19 protein-coding genes and 1 pseudogene are annotated in these 23230 nt (G+C 68.7%); 8 read left to right on the top strand and 12 right to left on the bottom strand.

Annotation, left to right across the window (positions count from 1 at the left end; translation table 11 throughout):
- Position 1: 1 nt before the first annotated feature.
- The 6 genes from SALMUC_RS10335 to SALMUC_RS10360 all read right to left on the bottom strand — a co-directional run bounded on the left by SALMUC_RS10335 (position 2) and on the right by SALMUC_RS10360 (position 7257).
- A complete protein-coding gene (locus SALMUC_RS10335; RefSeq protein ID WP_020041966.1) occupies positions 2 to 952 on the bottom strand; it encodes a GAF domain-containing protein in 951 nt (316 codons plus the stop codon).
- Positions 952 to 2655: an ABC transporter ATP-binding protein gene (locus tag SALMUC_RS10340; protein WP_020041967.1), complete on the bottom strand. Its 1704-nt coding sequence runs from the start codon at positions 2653 to 2655 to the stop codon at positions 952 to 954. The genes SALMUC_RS10335 and SALMUC_RS10340 overlap by 1 nt, the downstream gene beginning before the upstream one ends.
- Before the next feature lie 42 nt (positions 2656 to 2697).
- Positions 2698 to 3780: an ABC transporter permease gene (locus SALMUC_RS10345; protein WP_020041968.1), complete on the bottom strand. Its 1083-nt coding sequence runs from the start codon at positions 3778 to 3780 to the stop codon at positions 2698 to 2700.
- An 85-nt stretch (positions 3781 to 3865) separates the two neighbouring features.
- Positions 3866 to 5233, bottom strand: a complete 1368-nt coding sequence (locus tag SALMUC_RS10350) for a CmpA/NrtA family ABC transporter substrate-binding protein (RefSeq protein ID WP_020041969.1) — start codon at positions 5231 to 5233, stop codon at positions 3866 to 3868.
- A 267-nt stretch (positions 5234 to 5500) separates the two neighbouring features.
- Positions 5501 to 6676: a CmpA/NrtA family ABC transporter substrate-binding protein gene (locus SALMUC_RS10355; protein WP_020041970.1), complete on the bottom strand. Its 1176-nt coding sequence runs from the start codon at positions 6674 to 6676 to the stop codon at positions 5501 to 5503.
- Positions 6673 to 7257, bottom strand: coding sequence for an ANTAR domain-containing response regulator (locus SALMUC_RS10360; RefSeq protein WP_020041971.1), 585 nt, complete (start codon positions 7255 to 7257; stop codon positions 6673 to 6675). The genes SALMUC_RS10355 and SALMUC_RS10360 overlap by 4 nt, the downstream gene beginning before the upstream one ends.
- Positions 7258 to 7417: 160 nt before the next feature.
- Between SALMUC_RS10360 and SALMUC_RS10365 the strand changes: the two genes are divergently transcribed.
- The gene (locus tag SALMUC_RS10365; protein WP_020041972.1) at positions 7418 to 8170 is read left to right on the top strand and encodes an HpcH/HpaI aldolase family protein; all 753 of its coding nucleotides are present in this window, start codon (positions 7418 to 7420) and stop codon (positions 8168 to 8170) included.
- Positions 8171 to 8433: 263 nt separating this feature from the next.
- Here the strand turns inward: SALMUC_RS10365 and SALMUC_RS10370 are convergent, their stop codons facing one another.
- The 6 genes from SALMUC_RS10370 to SALMUC_RS10395 all read right to left on the bottom strand — a co-directional run bounded on the left by SALMUC_RS10370 (position 8434) and on the right by SALMUC_RS10395 (position 14231).
- Positions 8434 to 9486, bottom strand: coding sequence for an Ldh family oxidoreductase (locus tag SALMUC_RS10370; protein ID WP_020041973.1), 1053 nt, complete (start codon positions 9484 to 9486; stop codon positions 8434 to 8436).
- A 104-nt stretch (positions 9487 to 9590) separates the two neighbouring features.
- Positions 9591 to 10637 (bottom strand): L-idonate 5-dehydrogenase, encoded by a 1047-nt coding sequence (locus SALMUC_RS10375; protein WP_020041974.1) that lies wholly within the window; start codon positions 10635 to 10637, stop codon positions 9591 to 9593.
- An 11-nt stretch (positions 10638 to 10648) separates the two neighbouring features.
- Positions 10649 to 11926, bottom strand: a complete 1278-nt coding sequence (locus SALMUC_RS10380; protein WP_020041975.1) for a TRAP transporter large permease — start codon at positions 11924 to 11926, stop codon at positions 10649 to 10651.
- Positions 11927 to 11930: 4 nt separating this feature from the next.
- Positions 11931 to 12443 carry a TRAP transporter small permease gene (locus SALMUC_RS10385; RefSeq protein WP_020041976.1) on the bottom strand — a complete coding sequence of 171 codons (513 nt, stop codon included), beginning with the start codon at positions 12441 to 12443 and terminating at the stop codon, positions 11931 to 11933.
- Between the two features lie 61 nt (positions 12444 to 12504).
- Entirely contained in the window at positions 12505 to 13488 is a 984-nt protein-coding gene (locus SALMUC_RS10390) for a TRAP transporter substrate-binding protein (protein ID WP_020041977.1), read from the bottom strand.
- Positions 13488 to 14231: a GntR family transcriptional regulator gene (locus tag SALMUC_RS10395; RefSeq protein ID WP_020041978.1), complete on the bottom strand. Its 744-nt coding sequence runs from the start codon at positions 14229 to 14231 to the stop codon at positions 13488 to 13490. The genes SALMUC_RS10390 and SALMUC_RS10395 overlap by 1 nt, the downstream gene beginning before the upstream one ends.
- Before the next feature lie 102 nt (positions 14232 to 14333).
- Here SALMUC_RS10395 and uxuA point away from each other — a divergent pair, with 102 nt between their 5' ends.
- The 7 genes and pseudogenes from uxuA to SALMUC_RS10430 all read left to right on the top strand — a co-directional run bounded on the left by uxuA (position 14334) and on the right by SALMUC_RS10430 (position 22737).
- Positions 14334 to 15551 carry a mannonate dehydratase gene (gene uxuA / locus SALMUC_RS10400; protein WP_020041979.1) on the top strand — a complete coding sequence of 406 codons (1218 nt, stop codon included), beginning with the start codon at positions 14334 to 14336 and terminating at the stop codon, positions 15549 to 15551.
- Entirely contained in the window at positions 15548 to 17017 is a 1470-nt protein-coding gene (locus SALMUC_RS10405; protein ID WP_020041980.1) for a mannitol dehydrogenase family protein, read from the top strand. The genes uxuA and SALMUC_RS10405 overlap by 4 nt, the downstream gene beginning before the upstream one ends.
- 198 nt (positions 17018 to 17215) lie before the next feature.
- On the top strand, positions 17216 to 18046 hold the full coding sequence (locus SALMUC_RS10410; RefSeq protein ID WP_020041981.1) for a UDP-2,3-diacylglucosamine diphosphatase: 831 nt from the start codon (positions 17216 to 17218) through the stop codon (positions 18044 to 18046).
- The gene (locus SALMUC_RS10415; RefSeq protein WP_020041982.1) at positions 18043 to 19176 is read left to right on the top strand and encodes a ceramide glucosyltransferase; all 1134 of its coding nucleotides are present in this window, start codon (positions 18043 to 18045) and stop codon (positions 19174 to 19176) included. The genes SALMUC_RS10410 and SALMUC_RS10415 overlap by 4 nt, the downstream gene beginning before the upstream one ends.
- A 3-nt stretch (positions 19177 to 19179) precedes the next feature.
- Entirely contained in the window at positions 19180 to 19758 is a 579-nt protein-coding gene (locus SALMUC_RS10420; protein WP_020041983.1) for a DedA family protein, read from the top strand.
- Positions 19755 to 20444 (top strand): glycosyltransferase family 2 protein, encoded by a 690-nt coding sequence (locus SALMUC_RS10425; RefSeq protein WP_020041984.1) that lies wholly within the window; start codon positions 19755 to 19757, stop codon positions 20442 to 20444. The genes SALMUC_RS10420 and SALMUC_RS10425 overlap by 4 nt, the downstream gene beginning before the upstream one ends.
- Before the next feature lie 78 nt (positions 20445 to 20522).
- Positions 20523 to 22737, top strand: a pseudogene (locus tag SALMUC_RS10430) (NADP-dependent isocitrate dehydrogenase).
- The last annotated feature ends 493 nt before the right edge of the window (positions 22738 to 23230 follow it).

Raw genomic sequence — 23230 nt, forward strand, 5'->3', positions numbered from 1 at the left:
TTCAGCAATACCAGGCGACGATGTGTGCGATCTCGCCGTCGTCGTGGATGGGAAGGGCGACCATTGTCTCGTAGCCGGCGCTGAGGCCGGGATTGCCGCTGGTGACGACCGGCACGCCGGTGGCCAGCACCTTGCCGATCTGCCCCTGCCAGGGGGCGACGCGCCGGGGCGGCTCCTGCGTGTCGTCGGTCCAGAGCGGGCCCTCGCGCTGGCAGACGCCATCGGCGAGGACGGCGGCGCGATCGCGCCCCACCTTGACCGAGCGCGCGTCCCAGAGTTCGAAGCGCCGCGCGATGGGCGTGCCCCGCGCCGAGAGCAGCGTGAGGACATAGCCCGCGCCGCCCGGCACCGGGACCGGCAGGCCGAGGCCCGTCGTCAGCCCCGCCTTGCCCGCGCTGTCGGCGCGGATGAAGCGGTAGCCCGAGCCGAGGTCGCGCATCAGCATCGGCGTGTGCGAGGCCCGCACCCCGCCGGGCAGCCCCTGCCCGCGCGGGAAATGCGTGTGCTGGCTGACCCACTCGAAGTGCTTGGCCGCGCCGTAGTAGCCGTCGTCGAGCATCAGCAACCCGTCGGTGTCGGCCCAGACCTCGATGGCGCCGGTGCGGGTGTCGTCGTCGCCGCAGAGCACCACGAGCACCGCGTTCAGCGTGTCGCCGTCGAAGACGGGAACGGCCACCGCGGCGGTGAGGCCGGCCTCCCGCGCGGCCTCGGTGCGCTTGAAGTAGGAGCCGTCGAAGCCCTTGAGCACGACGGGCCGCGCCTCGGCCCAGGCCTTGCCGGGCAGGCCCTCGCCCTTTGCAAAGCTCTCGCGGCGCGAGGCCGCCTCGAAGCCCGCCAGCTCGCCGTAGGAGCCCTCGGCCAGAACCAGCGTCTCGCCGGTCTCGGTGTCGGGCACCCAGACCTCGGAGACCTGGATGAAGGTGTCGGTCACGCTGTCGATCGCCGTGTCCATCACGCGGCCTCCTTCCGTGCGGGTTTGGCGGCGGATGACTCGGACTTGCCGTGCTTGCCGTGTTCGTATTCCTCGAGGAAGTTCAGCACCTGCTCGCGGTAGAGATAGTAGTCGGGGTGCTCGAGCAGCGCCTTGCGGGTGCGCGGGCGGGGCAGGTCGACGTCGGCGATCTTGCCGATGGTGGCCTGCGGACCGTTGGTCATCATCACCACGCGGTCGGCCAGCAGGATCGCCTCGTCGACGTCATGCGTGACGCAGATCGCGGTGACCTTGGTGCGCGACCAGACCTCCATCAGCACCTCCTGCAGCTCCCAGCGGGTGAGGCTGTCGAGCATGCCGAAGGGCTCGTCGAGCAGCAGCAGCTTGGGCGAGAGGGCAAAGGCCCGGGCGATGCCCACGCGCTGCTTCATCCCGTTCGACAGCTCGGAAGCGGGCTTGTCCATCGCATCGGCGAGGCCCACGCGCTCGAGGTAGTAGTCGACCACGTCCTGCCGTTCGCCCTGCGAGGCCTTGGGATAGACCTTGTCGACGCCCACCGCGACGTTCTCGCGCGCGCTGAGCCAGGGGAAGAGCGAGGGCGACTGGAAGACCACCGCACGCTCGGGATCGGCCCCCTGCACCGCGCGGCCGTCGAGCTTGATCGCGCCCTTGGAAATGTCGTTGAGCCCTGCCGCCATGGTCAGCACCGTGGACTTGCCGCAGCCCGAGTGGCCGATGAGCGAAATGAACTCGCCCCGGTCCATTTTGAGGTTGAAGTCCTCGACCACCGTGAGTGGGCCCTTGGGCGTGGGATAGACCTTGTGAAGCTGCGAGAAGTCGAGGAAGCGCTCCTCGATCAGGCCCTCGTTCGCGCGGGCGACGGCCTGCGGCACATCGGGCGCCATGCCGTGCACCGGCGTCACGGACGGGAGGCTGCGGGTGCCCTCGGCCTTGGACTCGATGCCCACGTCCATCAGGTGATTGGTCACCTTGGCACGCAGCGTCTTGAAGCCCTCGTCGTGGTTCATCTCGCCCCGGTCGCGGGGGCGCGGGATGTTCACCGGGAACTCCTCGCCCAGCGTGCCGTCGGGGTTCAGCGCGATGATGCGGTCGGCCAGCAGGATGGCCTCGTCCACGTCGTTGGTGATGAGCACACAGGTCTTCTTGTCCTGCTCCCAGATGTGCTCGATCTCATCGGCGAGGTTGGCCCGCGTCAGCGCGTCGAGCGCCGAGAGCGGCTCGTCCAGCAGCAGCATCTCGGGCGACATGGCCAGCGCACGGGCGACGTTGACCCGCTGGCGCATGCCACCCGACAGCTCGGCCGGGCGGCGCGTCGTGGCGTGGCCGAGGCCTACCATCTCGACGTAGTGGGCGACCTTGGCCTCCTTCTCGGACTTGGGCATGCCGGGGAAGACCGTGTCGACCGCCAGCCGCACGTTGCCGTTCACCGTGAGCCAGGGCATCAGCGAGTAGTTCTGGAAGATCACCCCGCGCTCGCGGCCGGGGCCGGTGACGGGCTGGCCCTTGAAGGTCACCTCGCCCGAGGTCGGCTTTTCGAGACCCGCCATCAGGTTGATGAGCGTCGTCTTGCCGGTGCCCGAGAAGCCCAGGAGCACGAGAAACTCGCCCTCGCGGACCTCCAGGTCGATGTTCTTCAGCACGTGGGAGGCACGGGTGCCCTGGCCGAAGCTCTTGGAGACATTGTCGAACTTGAGGATGCTCATGGCATGTCCTTTCGCGCTATCGGGTCGCTACGTGAGCGCCGCTCACCGGTTGTTCGAGAAGGTGAAGAGGGACTGCAGCGCGTACATCACGCGGTCCAGCAGGAAGCCGATGATGCCGATGGTGAAGACCGCGACCATGATCTTGGCGAGCGAGCTGGAAGAGCCGTTCTGGAACTCGTCCCAGACGAACTTCCCGAGGCCCGGGTTCTGGGCCAGCATCTCGGCCGCAATCAGGACCATCCAGCCGACGCCCAGCGACAGCCGCAGGCCGGTGAAGATCAGCGGCAGGGCCGAGGGCAGCACCAGCTTGGCGATCTTGGTGCGGGTGTCCATCTTGAGCACCTTCGAGACGTTCACGAGGTCCTTGTCGATGGAGGCCACGCCAAGCGCGGTGTTGATCAGCGTCGGCCAGAGCGAGCAGAGCGTCACGGTGATCGCGGAGACGAGGAACGACTTGGCGAAGAGCCCGTCGTCGGTGGTGTAGACCGCCGAGACGACCATGGTGACGATGGGCAGCCAGGCCAGCGGCGAGACCGGCTTGAAGATCTGGATGATCGGGTTGAGCCCCGCATTGGCATAGGGCGACAGGCCCGCGGCGATGCCCAGCGGCACGGCGACGACGGTGGCCAGCAGGAAGCCGAAGAACACGGTCTGGATCGAGGTCCAGATCTGGTCGTAGTAGCTCGGCGCCCCGGTATAGGCGATGGTCTTGACCTCGTCCTCGCGGCCGGCGGCGATGAGCTTTTCGTTGCGCTGCGCGACCATGGTCTCGAAGCGCTCCTTCTTGACGGCCTTGGCCTCGGCGTCCTCGTGCAGGTTCACGGCCTCTTCCCAGACGGCGGCGGGTCCGGGCACGGCGCCCAGCGAGGTCTGCACCTGCGGCGCCAGGGCGGACCACAGCGCCAGGAAGGCGGCGATGGCCAGCAGCGGCACGCCCAGCAGGCGCCAGATCTCCTTGCCCTGGGCACGGGGGTTGTCGCCGGCGGCGGCCTTGAGGATCGGGGTGATCCAGCTCAGACCGAGAACCTGGAACCAGGAGTCGGCCTTGTTGATGCGGGTGAAGAGGCGCGCCCGGCGGGCTTCGCGCTCGGCTTCACGGGCGTATTCGGGATCGACGGTCGTCATGGGTTCGCGGTCCTTCGGAGAGAGGATGGCTGTTCGGAAGGTGGTCGGAGCGGGGCGCGCGTCGCGGCGCACCCCGCGCGGGGCGTCAGCCCTCGACCTCGTTGCCCACCACGGTCTGCTCGCCCTTCAGGCCGATGGGCAGGCTTTCGAGGTAGGCGTTGGGGGTGCGGCCGTCGTAGGCGATGCCGTCGATGATGTCCTCGGCGGGCGTCGGCGCCTTGTAGCCGTCGCTGTCCCAGGGGAAGTCGGCCTCGTCGGCAAGGCCTTCGTCGACCAGCGCGCGGGCCGCCTCGAGGTAGATCTCGGGCTTGTAGACCGACTTGGCGACCTCGTCGTACCAGCTGTCCGGCTTCGCCTCGGCGATCTGGCCCCAGCGGCGCATCTGGGTCAGGTACCAGATGGCGTCGGAGTAGAAGGGATAGGTCGCGTTGTAGCGGAAGAAGACATTGAAGTCGGGGACCGAGCGGGTGTCGCCCTTTTCATACTCGAAGGTGCCGGTCATCGAGTTCGCGATGACCTCCTCGTCGGCGCCGACGTATTCCGGGCGCGACAGGATCTCGACGGCTTCCTCGCGGTTGGCGTTGTCGTTCTCGTCCAGCCACATGGCCGCGCGGATCAGCGCCTTGACCACGGCCTGGGTGGTGTTCGGGTTTTCCTCGGCGAACTCGGCGGTGATGCCGAAAACCTTCTCGGGGTTGTTCTTCCACAGCTCGTAGTCGGTAATCACCGGCACGCCGATGCCCTTGAACACCGCCTGCTGGTTCCAGGGCTCGCCCACGCAGTAGCCGTGGATCGTGCCGGCCTCGAGCGTGGCGGGCATCTGCGGCGGCGGCGTCACCGACAGGAAGACGTCGGCGTTGATCTGGCCCGAGATGTTCTCGGTCGAGTAGAAGCCCGGGTGCAGGCCACCGGCGGCGAGCCAGTAGCGCAGCTCGTAGTTGTGGGTCGAGACCGGAAAGACCATGCCCATGTTGAAGGGCTTGCCCTCGGACTTGTACTGCTCGACCACCGGCGCCAGCGCCTCGGCCGAGATGGGGTGCTGCGGCAGGCCCTCGTCGTTGGTCGGGATGTTGGGCTTCATCGCTTCCCAGACCTCGTTCGACACGGTGATGCCGTTGCCGTTCAGGTCCATCGAGAAGGGCGTGATGATGTGCGCTTCGGTGCCGAAGCCGATGGTGGCGGCCAGCGGCTGGCCCGCGAGCATGTGCGCGCCGTCGAGCTGCCCGTCGATCACGCCGTCGAGCAGCACCTTCCAGTTGGCCTGTGCCTCGAGCGTGACGAAGAGCCCTTCGTCGAGGAAATAGCCCTGCTCGTAGGCCACCGCGAGCGGCGCCATGTCGGTGAGCTTGATGAAGCCGAAGGTGAGTTCGTCCTTTTCCAGCTCCAGCATCTGGGCCAGCGCGGGCGAGGTGAGCGCCGTGGAGGCAGCGAATGCGATGAGGGTCTTCTTCATGTCGTGTCCGTCCCTGAAGTGCGCCCGGAGGAACCGGGCAAAACAAAAAAGCCGCTGACGCACCGCGACGGATGTCGCAGAGGTCGAGCGGCTTTGCTCAGCAATCCCAGGCTTTGGGAGAATGTTTCGCCGATTCAGCTCCGTTGCTGGATCGTGAGCCCGTTATTCATGTTCGCACCCGGCCCGAGCAATGAAAAAGTTCCGATCCCCCGCATCTTTCCCGGTCTTCGGCGCCGTCGATGCTGCAGCTGCACAAAAACGCGCCGCTCAGTCGTGCCCGGGATCAAAAACTTTGCCATCGAAGAACCGGTCCGGGCCCAGAATCAGGTGCCCGGCCCCGGAGGCGACGGCGGTCTGCTGGCCCATCGCGCCCTCGATCTTCGAGGATGCGCCCGGCAGGTCGGCGCGCGTCGGGGCCAGCGCGGCGCGGTGCAGGTCCGAACGGAACACCCGCGCGGCGGCCCGGGCAGCCGCGTCGCGGTCGAGCCCGGTGCGGGCGGCAAGCTGACGGCCGATCCACTGCGCCTGGCTGCGCCAGGGGAAGGTGGCGGCGCCGCCGTGGAACTCGATGAAGCGCGGCACGCGGCGTTCGTCGCCCTGCGGCGTGATGACCATGCGCCCGGTCAGCGCGCGCTCGATGATCTCGGCGGGCAGGTCGAGGTAGGGGCTGCGGCTGAGCATCTCGGCCGCGAGGATGTGCGAGCCGGGCTCCGCCAGCCAGCGCCCCGCGCGCCAGACGGCGCGGATCAGCCGGCCGAGCATGGCCTCTTCCGCTTCGGCCCAGTCGTTGCGCACCGCGAGCACCTTTTCCGGCGAGAACTCCCAGATCGCACGGCCCGGCAGCAGCAGCGTGCCGACGCCGGTCTCGATGGCCTGGCTGCCCCAGGGCTCGCCCACGCAGAAGGCGTCGATCTCGCCTGCCTCCATCGCATCGGCCATGAGCGGCGGGGGCACGGTGCGGATCTCGACCCCCTGCGGCGCGGGCAGACCCAGCGCGGAGAGCCAGTAATAGAGGAGCTCGGCATGCATCGAGAAGGGAAAGGGCACGCCGATGCGCAGCGGTTCGGGGCTGACGCGGATCAGCGCCTCGCCCGCGAGGCGTGCGTCGTCGAAGGCAAAGTCGTGGCCCGCGTCGCGCAGCCGCGCGGCCAGCGCATTGCTGACGCCCACCACCTGCCCGTTCATCGAGAGGACAGACACGACCGACATGGTCGGTCCCGCGCCGCCCAGTCCCAGCGCGCCCGCGATCGGCATGGGCGAGAGCATCTGCGCCGCATCGACCCGGCCGAAGTTGAGCATGTCGCGCAGGCTCGACCACGAGGCGGCGCGGCGCAGGTCGAGCGAAATCCCCTCCTCGGCGGCATAGCCCATGTCCTGCGCCACGATCAGCGGCGCGGCATCGACCAGCGGGATGAACCCGACCGAGAGGGTCGCGGCCCTCATGACAGCAGCCCCGCGGCCGTGACAAGCGCCTGCGCCACCTCGGCCACCCGGCGGCCCTGGTCCATGGCGGTCTTGCGCAGCAGGGCATAGGCTTCGTCCTCGTCCACGCCGCGGGCTTTCATCAGCATGCCCTTGGCGCGGTCGATGACCTTGCGCTCTTCCAGCGCGCGCTTGGTCTCGGCCAGTTCGGTGCGCATCCGCTGGAACATGCGGAAGCGGGCGATGGCGGCGTCGAGGATGGGCTTCACGCGCTGCCGCTGTAGCCCGTCGACGACATAGGCCGAGACGCCCGCCTCGATCGCGGCATCGGTCAGTCCCTCGTTGTCGCGGTCGACGAACATGGCCACCGGACGGTCGAGTGGCCCCGAGGCCAGCGCCAGTTCCTCAAGCGTGTCGCGCGAGGGGCTCTCGAGGTCGATCAGCACCACGTCCGGCTGCCGCGCGAGGATCTTGCGGGCCAGGCCCGTGGGCTCCGAGATGACGTGAACGTCGAACGCCCCGGCGTCACGCAGGCTGTCGACGATCAGCAGCGCGCGATCCCGGTCGGTTTCGACCACGACGATGGAAAGGGCATCGCTCATACCTCCTTAGCGCCACGTTCCCGCCCACTTGTAAAGGGGCCATCGCGGTCGGCCTGCCGCAGCGCGGCATCGGCGCACGGTTTTGCGGCGCCGGGATATCTGCTGGCGGTCGCCCTGAAACCCGGCTTATGGTCGCGCCGGATCAACCGGAGGAGACCTCATGCCCGCACCCGCCAACACCTTCAAGAAGCGGCTCGAAGCCCGCGAGACCCAGGTCGGCCTCTGGGTGTCCTCGGGCGACGCCAGCATCGCCGAACTGGCCGCAGGCTGCGGCTACGACTGGCTGGTGATCGACGGCGAGCACGGGCCCAACGGTCTGCGCGACATCCTCGGCCAGCTGCGCGCCGTGGGCGACAAGAGCCACCCCGTGGTGCGCGTCCCCGACGACAACCGCGCGACGATCAAGCAGATGCTGGACATCGGCGCGCAGACGATCCTCGTTCCGATGATCGACTCCGCCGAGCAGGCGCGCGAAGCGGTGCGCTCCATGCTCTACCCGCCCAAGGGCGTGCGCGGCGTCGGCGCGGCGGTGGCCCGGGCCTCGGGCTACAGCGCCATCGGTGACTACACACAGACCGCGAATGAGACCGTCTGCCTGCTGGTGCAGGTCGAGAGCCTGAAGGGCCTCGAGGCGCTGGACGATATCCTCGCGGTCGAGGGCGTGGACGGCGTGTTCATCGGACCCAGCGACCTTGGCACCGACATGGGTTACGGACCCGACGCTCCCGAGGTGCGCGAGGCCGTGACCGGGGCGCTCAAGCGCATCCAGGAAGGCGGCAAGGCGGCCGGCGTGCTGGCCACGGTGCCGGACGTGGCCAAGGACTACGTCGACATGGGCGTCGAGTTCGTGGCGGTGGGCGGCGACGTCCTGGTCCTGCGCGCCGCGCTCTGCGATCTGCGCGCGAAGTTCTGAGGCTCGAAGCCGGCCCTTTCGGGAGGGCCGGCGCCCGTCCGCCGGGTGGGCGCTTCTTCCGCGAGAGGCTCCGGCACTTTATCCCTCGGCCATATGCCAGCAATCGAGGCGGCAGGCCGGATGTCGAAAAGCGCCCGCCCGAGGGGGCGGACGGGCGCTGGCCCGGCGCGCTTTGCGCTTGATTCCGGGCCGGGGAACCACCACTTGCACCGCGACCGCCCGCGGTCGGGCGCCGGCCCTTGTTCCCCGGCTTGAAACTGCCTTCAGAGCGGCTCCGGCAGCGCCACACCCAGCTCTTCTGCGCTGGCGCGCACGCGGGTCCAGACCTCGTCGGGCAGCGCGATGCCCTCGGTCCGGCTGCGCTCGACCATGGCCGCGGCGCGATCGCCCGGGATGCGCACCTGATCGAACCCCGGCGCGGGCCGGTTCGCCCGGCAGGCCGCGTTCAGCGCGTCAACCTGCGCCTTGAAGGGATCGAGCCCGGCAAAGGCTTCGGGGTCCATGACCTGCACGAAGACATTGCCGCCCCAGCGCGTGACCTCCTCGGCCCGGCCGTGGCCCGAAAGCGCCTGGCTCAGCATCTCGACCGTCAGCCCCATGGCATAGCCCTTGTGGCCGTGGTCCATGCCGCCCACCGGCAGGATCGTGCCGCGCGGATCGGCGTTCACGACGGTCGGGTCGGTGGTCGCGTTGCCCTCGCCGTCCAGCATCCAGGGGTGGTCGAACTGCCGCCCGCTGTTGATGTACTCGCGCACCTTCGAGACCGTCGTGATTGAGGCGCAGGTGTCGATCAGCACCGGGTGGTCGCCCGCCGGATACCCCACGGCCCAGGGGTTGGGCGTGAGCGTCGGCTCCGTCCCGCCATAGGGTGCGACCCAGCGGCCCGAGGGGTCCGAGGTCGAGATCATGCAGACGAACCCGCGCTCGGCCGCGATGCGGGTGAGTGTCGAGAGACAGCCGATGTGGTGGCTGCGCCGGATCGCCAGCGCGGCGATACCGTGGCTGCCTGCACGCTCCATGCAGGTCTCGAGCGCCTGCGTCATGATCCAGTGACCCGGCAGGTAGTTGCCGTCCCAGACCATCGTGGCGCCCTTGTCGGTCACCACCTCGAGTTCTCCCTCCGAGGACATGCCGCCCGATGCGATCTCGGGCAGGTAGTAGGGCACCATCGACAGCCCATGCGTGGTGACGCCAAGCTCGTCGGTGCGGGTCAGAAGCTCGGCCACGACCTCGGCCTTCTCGGCGGCGAGCCCGCCCTTGGTGAGCATGTCCAGCGCAAGCGCCTTGAGATCGTCGCGCGAATAGCGGTCCGTCATGATGTCCTCCCATGTGACGCCGCCGGCAACGGGTGCCGGCGGCCTTTTCGCTGTCGCGGGCGGATGCCCGCGCGCCTGTCGTGATGATGTGCCGGCCCGGCGCCCTAGCCCGCGAAGCTGAGGTGCACCTTCACGGCCTGCGTCCGGTCCCCGGCCAGCTTGAAGGCGGCGTCGGCGTCCTCGAGCGGAAAGGAGCCGGTGATCATCGGCCGCACGTCGATGCGGCGCGACGAGATGTTCGAGGCCGCCGTCTCGAAGTCCTCGCGCAGGAAGCGCTGCGTGCCCTGGAAGGTGAGTTCCTTGCCGACGATGGCATTAAGCGGCACTTTCGTCTCGCCGCCGACGCCGACCTGCACCAGCTTGCCCTGCGGGCGCAGCGCCGAGATGGCAGAGGCGATGGCGGGCGCCGCCGCCGAGCACTCGAAGACCACGTCGAAATGGCCCTTGTTCTCGGTGAAGCGCGCGAAACGGTCGGCCTGCGTGGCCATGTTGACCGTCTCGGTCGCGCCCATCTCGGCGGCCTTCGACAGCGTGAAGTCCTGCAGGTCGGTCACCACCACCTCGGAGGCACCCCCGGCCTTTGCCACGGCCGCGCAGAGCGCGCCGATGGGCCCCGCGCCGGTGACCAGCACGCGCTTTCCCTCGGTGCCGCCCGACATGGCGTGGGCGTGGGTGCAGACCGCGAGCGGCTCGGAACAGGCCGCCTCGGCCAGCGAGACATCGCCCGAGACCGGCACGCATTGCGCCGCGTCCACGACGATGCGGTCGCGGAAAAGGCCCTGTTCATGCGGAAAGCGCATGGCGGAGCCGGAGAAGCGCATGTTCAGGCAGTGCGTCGGCAGGCCCGCGTTGCAGTATTCGCAGTCGCCGCAGGGGCGCGAGGGGTTGATCGCGACATGCGCGCCCTTTTCCAGCCCGGTCACGCCCTCGCCCACCGCGAGCACGGTGCCCGAGGCCTCGTGGCCCAGGATGATCGGCTCCTTCACCACGATGGGGCCGAAGCCGCCGTGCTGGTAGTAGTGCAGGTCCGAACCGCAGATCCCGCCGGCGGACAGCGCCAGCAGCGCCTCGCCCGGGCCGGGCGCGGCGACGTCGAGGGTTTCGATGCGGATGTCTCCCTTCTGGTGGAGACGGCAGACGCGGGTGTCCATGGGACCCTCCTTCAGGGCATGAGCGTGTTGGGCAGCCATGTCGCGATGGCCGGCACGTAGGAGACAAGCAGCAGCACGGCGATGTTCGTCAACAGGAACGGCAGCACCGCGACGATCACCGGCGCCAGCGGCAGCCGCGCGATCCCTGCGCAGACGAAGAGACAGACCCCCACCGGCGGCGTTGTCAGGCCGATCATCAGGTTCAGCACCGCGAAGGTGGCGAAGTGAAGCGGATCGATCCCCACCGCCTGCGCCAGCGAGAGCAGCGGCACGAAGAGGATGATGAGCGCGGCGATCGTCTCCATGAACATGCCGACGAAGAGCAGCAGCAGGTTGATGATCAGGATCACCAGGAAGGGGTTGTCGGTGAAACCGAGCACCGCGTCGGCGATGGCCTGCGGGATACGCTCGGAGACGAGGATCCAGCCGAAGACGTTGGCGAAGCCCACCAGCGCGAGGATGCCGGCCGCCGAGATCGCGCTGTCGACGAGGATGGCGGGCACCTTGCGCAGCTTGAGCTCGCGGTAGATGAAGGCGCCGACGATCAGCGCGTAGACCGAGGCGACGACGGCGGTCTCGGTCGGCGTGGCGAGGCCGGAGAGCAGCCCGTAGATGATGAGGAAGGTCATCGCCAGCGCCCAGAAGGCACCGCCGAAGCTGCGCGCGACCTCGCCCCAGCCCTGCCAGGGCTGGCGGGGGAAGTTCTTGCGCGCCGAGATCACGTAGGCCGTCACCATCATGGCCACGCCCATCAGGATGCCGGGAATGGCGCCGGCGAGGAACATCTTGCCGACCGAGATGCCCGAGAGCGCACCGACGATGATCATGGGCACGGAGGGCGGGATGATCGGTCCGACGGTCGAGGAGGCCGCCGTCACCGCGGCCGAGAAATCGCCGGGGTAGCCGGCCTTCTTCATGCCGGGGATCATCACGCCGCCGATCGAGGCCGCGTCGGCCACGGCGGTGCCCGTGATGCCGCCAAAGAGCATCGAGGCGCCGATGTTGGTCAGCCCGAGCCCGCCGCGCACCCAGCCGATGAGCGCCTGCGCGAAGCGGATGATGCGGTTCGTGATGCCGCCCTGGTTCATCAGGTTCCCGGCGAGGATGAAGCCGGGGATCGAGAGCAGAACGAAGACATCCATGCCGGCATACATCTTCTGCGGCATGACCACCGCCGGAATGCCCGACAGCAGGATGTATACGAGAGAGGACAGCCCCAGCGTGATCGCCACGGGGATGCCGATGATGAGCCCGCCCACGAAGACGGCGAAGAGAACCCAGACTTCCATGTTGTCAGCTTTCCGGCGCGTCGACGGCCTTTTCGGGCTTGCCGTCCTCGGCGCCCGAGAGCATCCCCACCACCCGCAGCAACGCGAAGAGCGCCAGCAGCGCCAGCAGCAGCGTGATGGTGAAATGCACGAAATTCATTTGCAGACCAAGCGCGGGCGAACTCTGCATCGCGCCGATCGAGGTGTATTTCCAGGCGGCCGGGATCAGGTAGAGCGCCAGCCCGGCGGTCGCCACGGCCGAGACCAGGCGCAGCACCCAGGGGGCGCGGCCCGGCAGGTGTTCGCAGATGACGTCGACATTGACCATGTCGCCCGTGCGCAGCGCCAGCCCCGCGCCGAAGGCCACGAGGTAGAGCAGCGCGAAGCGTGTTAGTTCCTCGGTCCAGACGGGCGAGTTGCCCAGCGTCCGCGTCACGACCTGGATCAGGACGGCGGCGATCAGGACGGCAAAGGCCACTCCCGCGCCGATGCGGGCGAGGAGCGAGAGGATCCGGATGATGCGTTCGGCAGTCTTCATAGCGTCCACCATGCGCGGTGCGGCGGCCCCTGAACCGGGACCGCCGCGCTTCCGCGAGTGATCAGTTGCTTTCCGACGCCGAGAACAGGTCCTCGACGATCGGCGTGATCTCTTCGTTGACGTTGGCCAGGACGGCGTCCTTGGCCTGTGCCTGGAAGGCCGGGCCGTCGACCTCGACGAAGGTCATGCCGTTCTCTTCGAGCCAGGCGCGGTCATCCTCGAGGCTCTGGAGGAAGAGCTCGCGCTCGTACTCCTGGGCGCGCGACGCGGCCTCCATCACGGCGTCCTGATCCTCGGCAGACAGCTCGTTCCAGGTCATTTCCGAGATGGTGAGGTAGATCCACGACCGGACGTGCTCGGTCATGTTCACGTGGCTCTGCACCTCGTTGAAGTTGGCCGAACGGATCAGCGCGAGCGGGTTCTCCTGCGCGCCGATGGTGCCGTTCTGCAGCGAGGTGAAGACCTCGGAGAAGGCCATCGGGGTCGGCTGGGCGCCGAGCGACTTCCAGACGTCGACGAAGAGCGGCACGTTGGGCACGCGCATCTTCAGGCCGTCCAGCTCGTCGGGCGTGGTGATCGGACGGTTCGAGGTCAGGTTGCGCGGGCCGCGGGCGAAGTAGGCGATCGGACGGATCTGCGCCTGCTCGACGATCTGCGCCTCGATCTGGTCGCCGATCTCGCCGCTGGCGACCTCGTCCATGTGCTCGAGCGAGCTGTAAGCGTAGGGCACGGCCAGAAGGGCCGCCATCGGCGCCCAGTTCTGCAGGCTCTCGCCGGTGATCGTCATGTCGACGGTGCCCAGCTGCATGCCGTTGATGAGGTCGATCTCCTTGCCGAGCGACTCGTTGGGGTAGACCTCGACGGCGATGCGGCCGTCGGTCAGCGCCGAGAGCTCCTCGCCGAACTTCACGGCGGCCTTGTGCCACGAGTTGTCCTCGTTCGCGAGGTGGCCCAGCTGCAGGGTCGTCTCCTGCGCCGAAAGCGGGCCGGCCAGCATGACGGCCGTCGCCGCAGCGATGGCTTTGGGTTTCCAGTTGAATGCCATTACAGGTCTCCTCCTTGGATTGGCACGTTCACCGGCTCGGGGAGCGCCCCGTCCGGCAACTCGAAAAAATCGGGATGCGCGGCGACCACCGTCGGCAGGTCGCGCAGGATTTCGCGCAGGTGCAGGCGCACTGCCCGCTCGGCGGCGGGCACGTCGCCCTTGGCGATGGCATCGACGATGGCGCCGTGCTGGGCGATCAGCTTGGTCACCGGGAACTGGCCCAGCGACAGGAACCGCACGCGGTCCATCTGCGCCTTGAGCCCCTCGACCTGACGCCAGGCCGTGGCCTTGCCGGCCGCCTCGGCCAGCGTGCGGTGAAAGGTCTCGTCGAGTTGGATGAAATCGTGCGGCGCGCTGCCGGCAACCGCCTTCTGCTTTTCGACCTGCGCGCGCAGGTCGGCGACAAGCGTCGGGTCCGCCCGCTGGGCGAGGATCTTGACGATGTCGGCTTCTATCGCCTCGCGCAGGAAGCGCGCGTCGAGCACGGCGGAATAGGCGATGCGGCTGACGATGGTGCCGCGCTGAGGCAGGATCAGCAGCAGGCCCTGCGCCGCGAGCTTGATGAAGGCCTCGCGCACCGGCTGCCGGCTCACGTTGCAGCCACGCGCGATCTCGGACTCCGAGATCCGGTTTCCGGGCGTGAGACGGTTTCGGATGATGGCATCGCGCAGCCCGCGCGAAATCTGGGGAGAAATCGGTCGAGCCGGATCAAGAGACTCCAGAATGTGGGTGCCCGGCTTCATGATTCGTCCTCCCTCCGCATGCCGATACCATACTTCCATACTAGTCAGCAACCAACAGGAATGTTATGGACTCCCGACGCAGACGACTCGGGAGGAGCCGCAATGAGACAGACGTGGCGCTGGTTCGGTCCGCAGGACCAGGTATCGATTCAGGACGTGAGGCAGGCAGGCGCAGAGGGCATCGTCACCGCGCTGCACCACGTGCCCACGGGCGCGGTCTGGACGCCGGGGGAAATCGCCGCACGGCGGGAGGCGATCTCGACGGCAGCCGACGGCACCGACACCGGCATGCGCTGGGACGTGGTCGAGAGCCTGCCCGTCTCCGAGGACATCAAGAAGCAGTCCGGCGACTGGCGCGCGCATATCGACGCCTACCGCGAGAGCCTGCGCAATCTCGCCGAGGCCGGGCTCGAGACGATCTGCTACAACTTCATGCCGGTGCTGGACTGGACCCGCACCGACCTCGCGTGGACGCTGCCCGGCGGCGCCACCTGCATGCGCTTCGACCTCGCGGATTTCGCGATGTTCGACATCCACGTGCTCGAACGCCCCGGCGCGGCCGAGGACTATGACGCCGCCCTGCAGGACGAGGCCGCCCGCCGCCACGCGCAGGCCAGCGACGCGCAGCGCATGGCGCTGGCCAAGAACGTGGTCTTCGGCCTGCCTGGCGCCGCCGAGAGCTTTACCCTCGAGGACGTGCGCGACCATCTGGCGGAATACGCCGCCATGAGCGAGGCGCAGCTGCGCGCGAACCTCGTCGACTTCCTGTCCGAGGTGGTGCCCACCTGCGAGGAGCTGGGCCTGCGCATGTGCTGCCACCCCGACGATCCGCCGGTGCCGCTGCTGGGCCTGCCCCGGATCATGTCGACCGAGGCGCATTACTCCGAGGTCATGCGCGCCGTGGACAGCCCCGCGAACGGCATCACGCTCTGCTCGGGCTCGCTGGGCGCGCGGCCGGACAACGACCTGCCGGGCATGATGCAGCGACTGGGCGACCGGGTGCACTTCCTGCACCTGCGCAACGTCAAGCGCGAGACGAGCGAGATCCGCGGCTCCTTCTACGAGGCCGAACACCTGGGCGGCGACACCGACATGGTGGCGCTGGTCGAAGCCGCGCTGCGCGAAGAGGCCCGCCGCAAGGCGGAGGGCCGCGCCGACTGGTCGATCCCGTTCCGACCCGACCACGGGCAGGACATCCTGGACGACCTCGGCCGCCGGGCGCAGCCGGGCTATCCCGCGATCGGCCGGCTCAAGGGCCTGGCCGAGCTGCGCGGCATCATCGCCGCGCTTGAGCCCCGCGTCACGGCGGAGCTGGCATGACGCGGCGCCTGACCTCGCTCGACGGGCTACCCGACACGGTGGCCCGGCCCGGCTACGACCCCGAGGCGCATGGCGCAGGGATCGTGCACATCGGCCTTGGCGCCTTTCACAAGGCGCACCAGGCGGTCTACACCGACGACGCGCTGGCCGAGGGCGGCGGCGACTGGCGCATCATCGGCGTCAGCCTGCGCAGCACCGCCCCGGCCGAGGAACTGTCGCCGCAGAACGGGCTCTACACGGTGATCGAACATTCCGCCGAGGGCACCTCGGCGCGGGTGATCGGCGCCATTGCGCAGGCCCTCTCGCTGACGAATGACCGGCAGGCGGTGCTGGACGCGCTCTGCGATCCGGCGACGCGCATCGTCTCGCTGACCGTCACGGAAAAGGGCTATGGCATCGACCGCGCCACCGGGGGCGTCGATCCGGCGCACCCGGCCATCTCGGCCGACCTCGTGGACCCGGAGAACCCGGTGGGCATCGCGGGCCTGCTGGTCTGGGCGCTGGGGCGCCGCCGCGAGCTGGGGATCGAGCCCTTCACCGTGCTGTGCTGCGACAACCTGCCGGAAAACGGCACACTTCTGCGCGCGCTGCTAGTCGACTTCGCAGACCGCACGGCGCCGGGGCTTGTCGGCCATATCTCGGCCGAGGTGGCCTTCCCTTCGACCATGGTGGACCGCATCACGCCGGCGCGCGGCGCGGGCACGCTGGCGCTTGCCCGCGAGATGACCGGCCACGAGGACGCCGCCGCCATCGAGACCGAGGCCTTTCGGCAATGGGTCATCGAGGACGACTTCCCGCAGGGCCGACCGCGCTGGGGCGCGGGTGGCGCGATCTTTGCCGCGGACGTGCGCCCCTACGAGGAAATGAAGCTGCGGATGCTGAACGGCGCGCATTCCATGCTGGCCTACTCCGGCTTCCTCGCCGGGCACAGGTACGTGCGCGACGTGATGGGCGATGCGGAGCTCTCGGCGCTGGTCGGGCGGCACCTGGATGCCGCCGCAGCGACCTTGGCGCCGCTCGCGGGAGTCGATTTCGCGGACTACGCGCAGGCGCTGCGCGACCGCTTCGCGAACCCGCACCTCGCGCACGAGACCTACCAGATCGCCATGGACGGCACCGAGAAGCTGCCGCAGCGCATCTTCGCTCCCGCCTGCGCGGCGCTCGAGGCGGGGCAATCGCTCGATGCCTTCGCCTTCGCCGCTGCGGCCTGGATGCGCTACGCCGTGGGCCGGACCGACGCCGGCGAGGCCTATGCCCTGCGCGACCCGCGCGAGGCGGCCATCGCCGAGACGCTGGAGGGCGCCGAGGGTGCGGGCGACATCCTGTCGCGGCTCATGGCGCTGCCCGGGCTCTTCCCCGAGGCATTGCAGGCCAGCGACGCCTGGCGCGCGGCCGTCGAGGCGCGGCTTCGGGTCATGCTGGAACAGGGCATCCGCGCGGCGATCTCGGCAGAAACGCAGGGCTGACGCCTGCAACAAGGGGTTTTCCGCCGGCCCGGTGCCCCAGCGCACCGGGCCGTTTTCGTGCGTTCGCGAGCCTGGCAAACGCCGGGTCGATCCCGGTGCCGTGATGGAACATGGAACCTGACCACACGTTGAGGGCCGTCACAGTCCCGATACAACGAATCGTCATAAGGCTGGCGAAATCGGAAAGGATCCAACGCCATGCCGTCTTCCGGCGCCGACGCCCGCCAGTTCTACCGGACCCTGTTCCTGTCGGACCTGCACCTCGGCGCCCGGGCCAGCCGGGCGGACGTGGTCCGCACCTTCCTGCGCACGGTCGAGGCCGAGACCATCTACCTCGTCGGGGACATCTTCGACCTCTGGCACGGCGGCCGCGTCCACTGGTCGGCGGCACATGACGATGTTCTCGAGGACCTGCGCGACCGCGCCCGCGCCGGGGCGCGCATCGTCTACCTGCCCGGCAACCACGACACGGTGATGCGCGCGCCCGATGCCCGGATCGAGGGATGGGAGCTGCGCGAGGCCGTGATCCACAAGGCGGCGGACGGACGGCGCTACCTCGTGCTGCACGGCGACCAGTGCGATCCGCGCATCCTGCGCTGGCACGCGATGACGCGCCTGGGCAGCCGGCTGGACGGCAGCCTGCGCCAGCTCGATCACTGGATCCAGGCGGCGGCCGGGCCGTTCGACCCGGCCCGGACCCCGGGGCAGCGTGTCATCGGCTGGGCGAACCAGCTTCTGGCCATGGGCGACCGGTTCGAGAACCGCCTGACGACGCTCGCCCGGGCCGCCGGGGCACGCGGCGTGATCTGCGGCCATTCGCACAAGCCCGGCCTGCGCAGCACGCGCGACGGCATGGTCTTCGCCAACTGCGGCGACTGGGTCGACAGCCTCACCGCGCTGGCCGAGGATCGCGACGGCCGGCTGCAATTGCTGCGCCACGGCACCGAGGCGCTCAAGGCGCCCGCGCGCCCGGCCGAGGGTCTTCCGCGCCCAGCCGAGGGCGGCGCGCTGGCCGGGGGCATCGCATGACGTTTCTGACGGCCACGCTTCTGCTCCTCGTCGCGGCGACCTTCGGCGTGCACCTGCTGTCGGCCGCGCTGGCGGCTTGGCGCTATCTGCGCCCCGGCGCGCCTGCGCCACGGGACGACGCCCTGCCCTTCGTCTCGCTGGTGCGCCCGGTCTGCGGCGTCGATGCCTTCGACGAAGAGACGCTGCGGTCCTCCTTCGCGCAGGACTACCCGCGCTACGAGATCATCTTCTGCGCGCAGGATGCGGACGACCCCGCCGTGCCGCTCGTCCGCCGGCTGATCGCCGAGCATCCGGCAGTCGAGGCGCGGCTGCTGATCGGAGATCCGGCCATCACCGGCAACCCGAAGCTCAACAACCTGCACAAGGGCTACATGGCCGCGCGGGGCGACTGGGTCGCGATGACCGACAGCAACCTGCTGCTGCCGCCGGACTACCTGCACCGCCTCGTGGCCACGCGCGACCTGCAAACCGGTCTCGTGACCGCACCCCCTGTGGGTATCCGGCCTGGCAACCTCTGGGGCGCCGTGGAATGCGCCTTTCTCAACAGCTCGCAGGCGCGCTGGCAGCTGGCGGCGGACTCGCTGGGCATGGGCTTTGCGCAGGGCAAGACGCTGTTCTGGCCGCGCGCCGTCCTCGAGGCCGGCGGCGGGCTGCGCGCACTCGGCGGCAACCTCGCCGAGGACGTGGCCTCGACCAAGCTGGTGCGGCGGCAGGGCCTGAAAGTGCGCCTGACGCGGCGGCTCTTCGCGCAGCCCATCGGCACGCGCGCCGCTGCCGAGGTCTGGGCCCGGCAGCTGCGCTGGAGCCAGGTGCGCCGCGACGGCTTTCCCCTGCTCTTCACGGCCGAGATCGCCCAGGGCCCGTTGCTGCCGCTGGCCGCGCTCGCGGCGCTGGTCGCCACGGGCAGTGCGTCAGCCTGGACGCTGCCCCCGCTGCTCATCGCCTGGTACGGCGCCGAGATCGCGCTGGCGCGGGTTGCAGGCTGGCCGCACGGACCCCGCGATCTGGCCGCCATGCTGATCCGCGACGCCCTGCTGCCCGCGATCTGGGCCGTGACATGGACCGCCAAAGGCTTTAGCTGGCGAGGCACGGAGATGGGCAGGCAGCCCGCTCCCGGCCCTGCGGAGTGACGCTTGTTCGGACTTGAAACCGTCGCAGCCCTGATCGCCAAGAACGGCCTGGCCATCCTCGCGCCGATCGCGTTGATCGAGGGGCCGATCGTCACGGTGATCGCCGCCTGGCTGGCCAGCCGTGGCCTCATGGACCTGTGGAGCGTGACCCTTGTGGTGATCCTCGCGGACCTGCTGGGCGACGTGGTGCTCTACGCGCTGGGTCGCTGGGGCATCAACCGCCTGCCCCCGCGCTGGCGGTTGCGGCTGGGACTGAACCGCGCGCGGCTGACGGCCCTGGGGTCACATTTCGGCACCAAGGGCGGGCGCACGCTGGTGATCGGCAAGCTCACCCATTCGGCCGGCGCCGCCGTTCTGGTCGCCGCGGGCCTCGCGCGGATGCCCCTGCTGCGCTTCATCGGCATCAACCTTGTCGCGACGGTCCCCAAGAGCCTGCTCTTCGTCGGCCTCGGCTATGCCTTCGGCTCGGCCTACAGCCAGATCGACAGCTGGATCGCACGCGTCTCGCTGGTGCTGCTGGCAGTGCTGGTGCTTGGCGGCCTCGTCTACATCATGAAAACCCGCTCGAAGAAACAGGCATGACGGCCCTCACCTGCATCATCCCGGCCTTCAACGAGGCGCCCCGCATCGAGACGGTGCTGGACGCGCTGCGCGGTCACCCCCTGATCGACGAGGTGATCGTGGTCGATGACGGCTCGGACGACGGCACCGCCGACATCGCCGAGGCCGCGGCCGGCGATCACGCCGGGCGGCGCATCCTTCGCCAGCCCGAGAACGGCGGCAAGAGCCGCGCCGTCGCCGCCGGGATCGAGGCCGCGCAGGGCCGGCTTATCATGCTTCTTGATGCCGACCTCTTGGGGCTCGGCGCCGATCACCTCAGCGATCTCGCGGCGCCGGTGCTGGCCGGGCGGGCCGACGTGGCGATCAGCCTGCGCCGCAACGCGCCGCGGCTATGGCACCTGCTGGGCATCGACTACATCTCGGGCGAGCGTGTCATGCCGCGCGACCTGCTGCTTCCGCACACCGACACGATCCGCCGCCTGCCGCGCTTCGGGCTGGAGGTCTTCATCAACGGGCTCTGGCTCGAGAACAGGATGCGGGTCTCGGTGGTCCATTGGCCCGCCGTCGATAGCCCGCTGAAATACGCCAAGCACGGCCGCCTCGCCGGGCTTCGCGCCGATGCCGCCATGCTGGGCGACATCTTCCGCACGGTGCCGCCGCACCGGGCAATTCGACAGGTTCTGACGCTTCGGGCACGCCGGATCTAGGCCGCGTCATTCCGGGCTGTGGACCTTGGCGGCGCGCTCGTTTAAGCCACCATCGACTCTAGGAGGGGTATTTGTACCATGGCTGAGAACTCGACTCCCGATATTGTGTATACAAAGGTAGACGAAGCGCCCGAGCTGGCCTCGCACTCGCTTCTGCCGATCGTACGCAGTTTTGCCGAAGCCGCCGGCGTCAGCATCGAGACGCGCGATATCTCGCTCGCGGGTCGCATCCTGGCCACCTTCCCGGAGGTGCTGACCGACGAGCAGAAGCAGGGCGACGATCTTGCCTGGCTGGGCGACTGGGTGAAGCAGCCCCAGGCCAACGTCATCAAGCTTCCGAACATCTCCGCCTCCGAGCCGCAGCTCGTGGCCGCGATCAAGGAGCTGCAGGACCAGGGCTACGCGCTGCCCGACTACCCCTATTCCCCCTCGACCGACGAGGAAAAGGCCGTCCGGGCCAAGTACGACACGGTCAAGGGCTCGGCCGTGAACCCGGTCCTGCGCGAGGGCAACTCGGACCGCCGCGCCGCCGCCGCGGTCAAGAAATTCGCCATGGCGAACCCGCACCGCATGGGCGAGTGGTCCTCGGACACGCAAGACCAAGGTCTCGGCGATGTCGGGCGGCGACTTCTTCTCGAACGAGAAGAGCCTGACGCTCCCCGAGAACCAGGCCGGCGCCGCGAAGATCGTGCTCGTCGGTGACGACGGTTCCGAGACCGTGCTTAAGGAGGGCGTGAAGCTCGACGCCGGCACCGTGGTCGACGCCACCTTCATGAGCGCCAAGGCCCTCGACGCCTTCCTCGCCGAGCAGATCGAGGAGACCAAGAAGGACGGCACGCTGTTCTCGCTGCACATGAAGGCCACGATGATGAAGGTCTCGGACCCGATCATCTTCGGCCACGCGGTGAAGACCTGGCTCAAGCCGGTCTTCGACAAGTACGGCGACGAGATGAAGGCCGCCGGCGTGAACCCGAACTCCGGCCTCGGCGACCTGCTGGAGCGCGTCAAGGACAAGCCCGAGATCCTCGCCGCCATCGAAGAGGTGCGCGAGCAGCGCCCGCCGATGTACATGGTGAACTCGTCCAAGGGCATCACCAATCTGCACGTCCCCTCGGACGTCATCATCGACGCCTCGATGCCGGCGGTGATCCGCGACGGCGGCAAGGGCTGGGGCCCGGACGACGCGCAACACGACACCAACTGCGTGATCCCCGACAACTCCTACGCGCCGGTCTACGACGAGACGGTGAAATACTTCCAGGAGACCGGCAAGCTGGACCCGACCACCTCGGGCACGGTTCAGAACGTCGGCCTCATGGCGCAGAAGGCCGAGGAATACGGCAGCCACCCGACCACCTTCGAGATCCCGGCCAAGGGCACGGTCAAGATGATCGCCGCCAACGGCGACGTGCTGCACGAACACGCGGTCGAGCCCGGCGACATCTGGCGTTCGGCCACCGCCAAGCAGCGCCCGATCGAGGACTGGGTGCAGCTGGCGATCGACCGCCAGGCCGCCGAGGGCTGCCAGGCGATCTTCTGGCTGGACGAGAACCGCGCGCATGACGCGGAGCTCATCAAGTATGTGAAGCCGATCCTCGAGGCCAAGGGCGTCGCCGACAAGTTCGAGATCCTCTCGCCGGCCAAGGCCACGCGCAAGACGCTCGAGACCATCCGCAAGGGCGAGAACTCGATCGCGATTTCCGGCAATGTGCTGCGCGACTACCTCACCGACCTCTTCCCGATCCTCGAGCTGGGCACCTCGGCCAAGATGCTGTCCATCGTGAAGCTGATGAACGGCGGCGGCCTCTTCGAGACCGGCGCGGGCGGCTCGGCGCCCAAGCACGTGCAGCAGCTGGTCGAGGAAAACCACCTGCGCTGGGACAGCCTGGGCGAGTTCTGCGCGCTTGGCGAGAGCTTCAAGTTCCTCGCCGACCAGAAGGACAACGCCAAGGCCCGCGTGCTGGGCAAGGCCGTCGAGGTCGCGACGCAGGGCGTGCTGGACAACGACCGCTCGCCCTCGCGCAAGGTCGGCCAGCCCGACAACCGCGACAGCCACTACTGGTTCGCCCGCTACTGGGCCGAGGCGCTGGCGGCACAGTCCGACGACGCCGAGATCGCGGCCTATTTCGCGCCCATCGCCGAAAAGCTCGCCGCGAACGAGGACAAGATCGTCGGTGAACTGGCCGCCGTTCAGGGCAGCCCTGTGGACCTTGGCGGCTACTACCACGGCGACGAGGCCAAGACGCTCTCGGTGATGCGCCCCTCGGCCACGCTGAACGGCATCCTCGGCTGAGGCCTTTTCTCAAGGCATGACACTGCGCCCCGCGCCGCCCAAGGGCAGCGCGGGGCGCTTTCGTTTCATGCGTCAGGGATCGGACAGATCGTAACGGAAAGCCCAAGAAGACCGGCCGCCCGGCTGTGCCGAAGGCCGGCGCGCTGTCGTTCGCTGCGGCTTGGACAAATGACAGCGGTGCGCAGGAAGCGAACCTGCATTCCGGTGACGCCAGATCCGCGAGGCCGCATCGCTTGATGCAGGAGGGATAACTGCCACGATACACCGACGGGAAACGCTGCTTCGAAGACCGCGGCAGCATCGCCCAAGGTCAAGTTGCCGCCAGTTCCAGCTTGTCCGACGCTCTCTCCGAGTTGGAAATCAAGCCGCCTGGCCCGTGGGAAGACGTGCAATTCAAACCGGCTGTTCTGGCGCAGACCTGTGCGCTTTGCTGGATCGGAAGACCGCGGCCAGCACGGTGAGGGCTGCAAGGTCAAAGCCCGTCACGCCGATG

The sequence above is a fragment of the Salipiger mucosus DSM 16094 genome, assembly GCF_000442255.1.
In the GTDB taxonomy this organism is placed as follows: Bacteria; Pseudomonadota; Alphaproteobacteria; order Rhodobacterales; family Rhodobacteraceae; genus Salipiger; species Salipiger mucosus.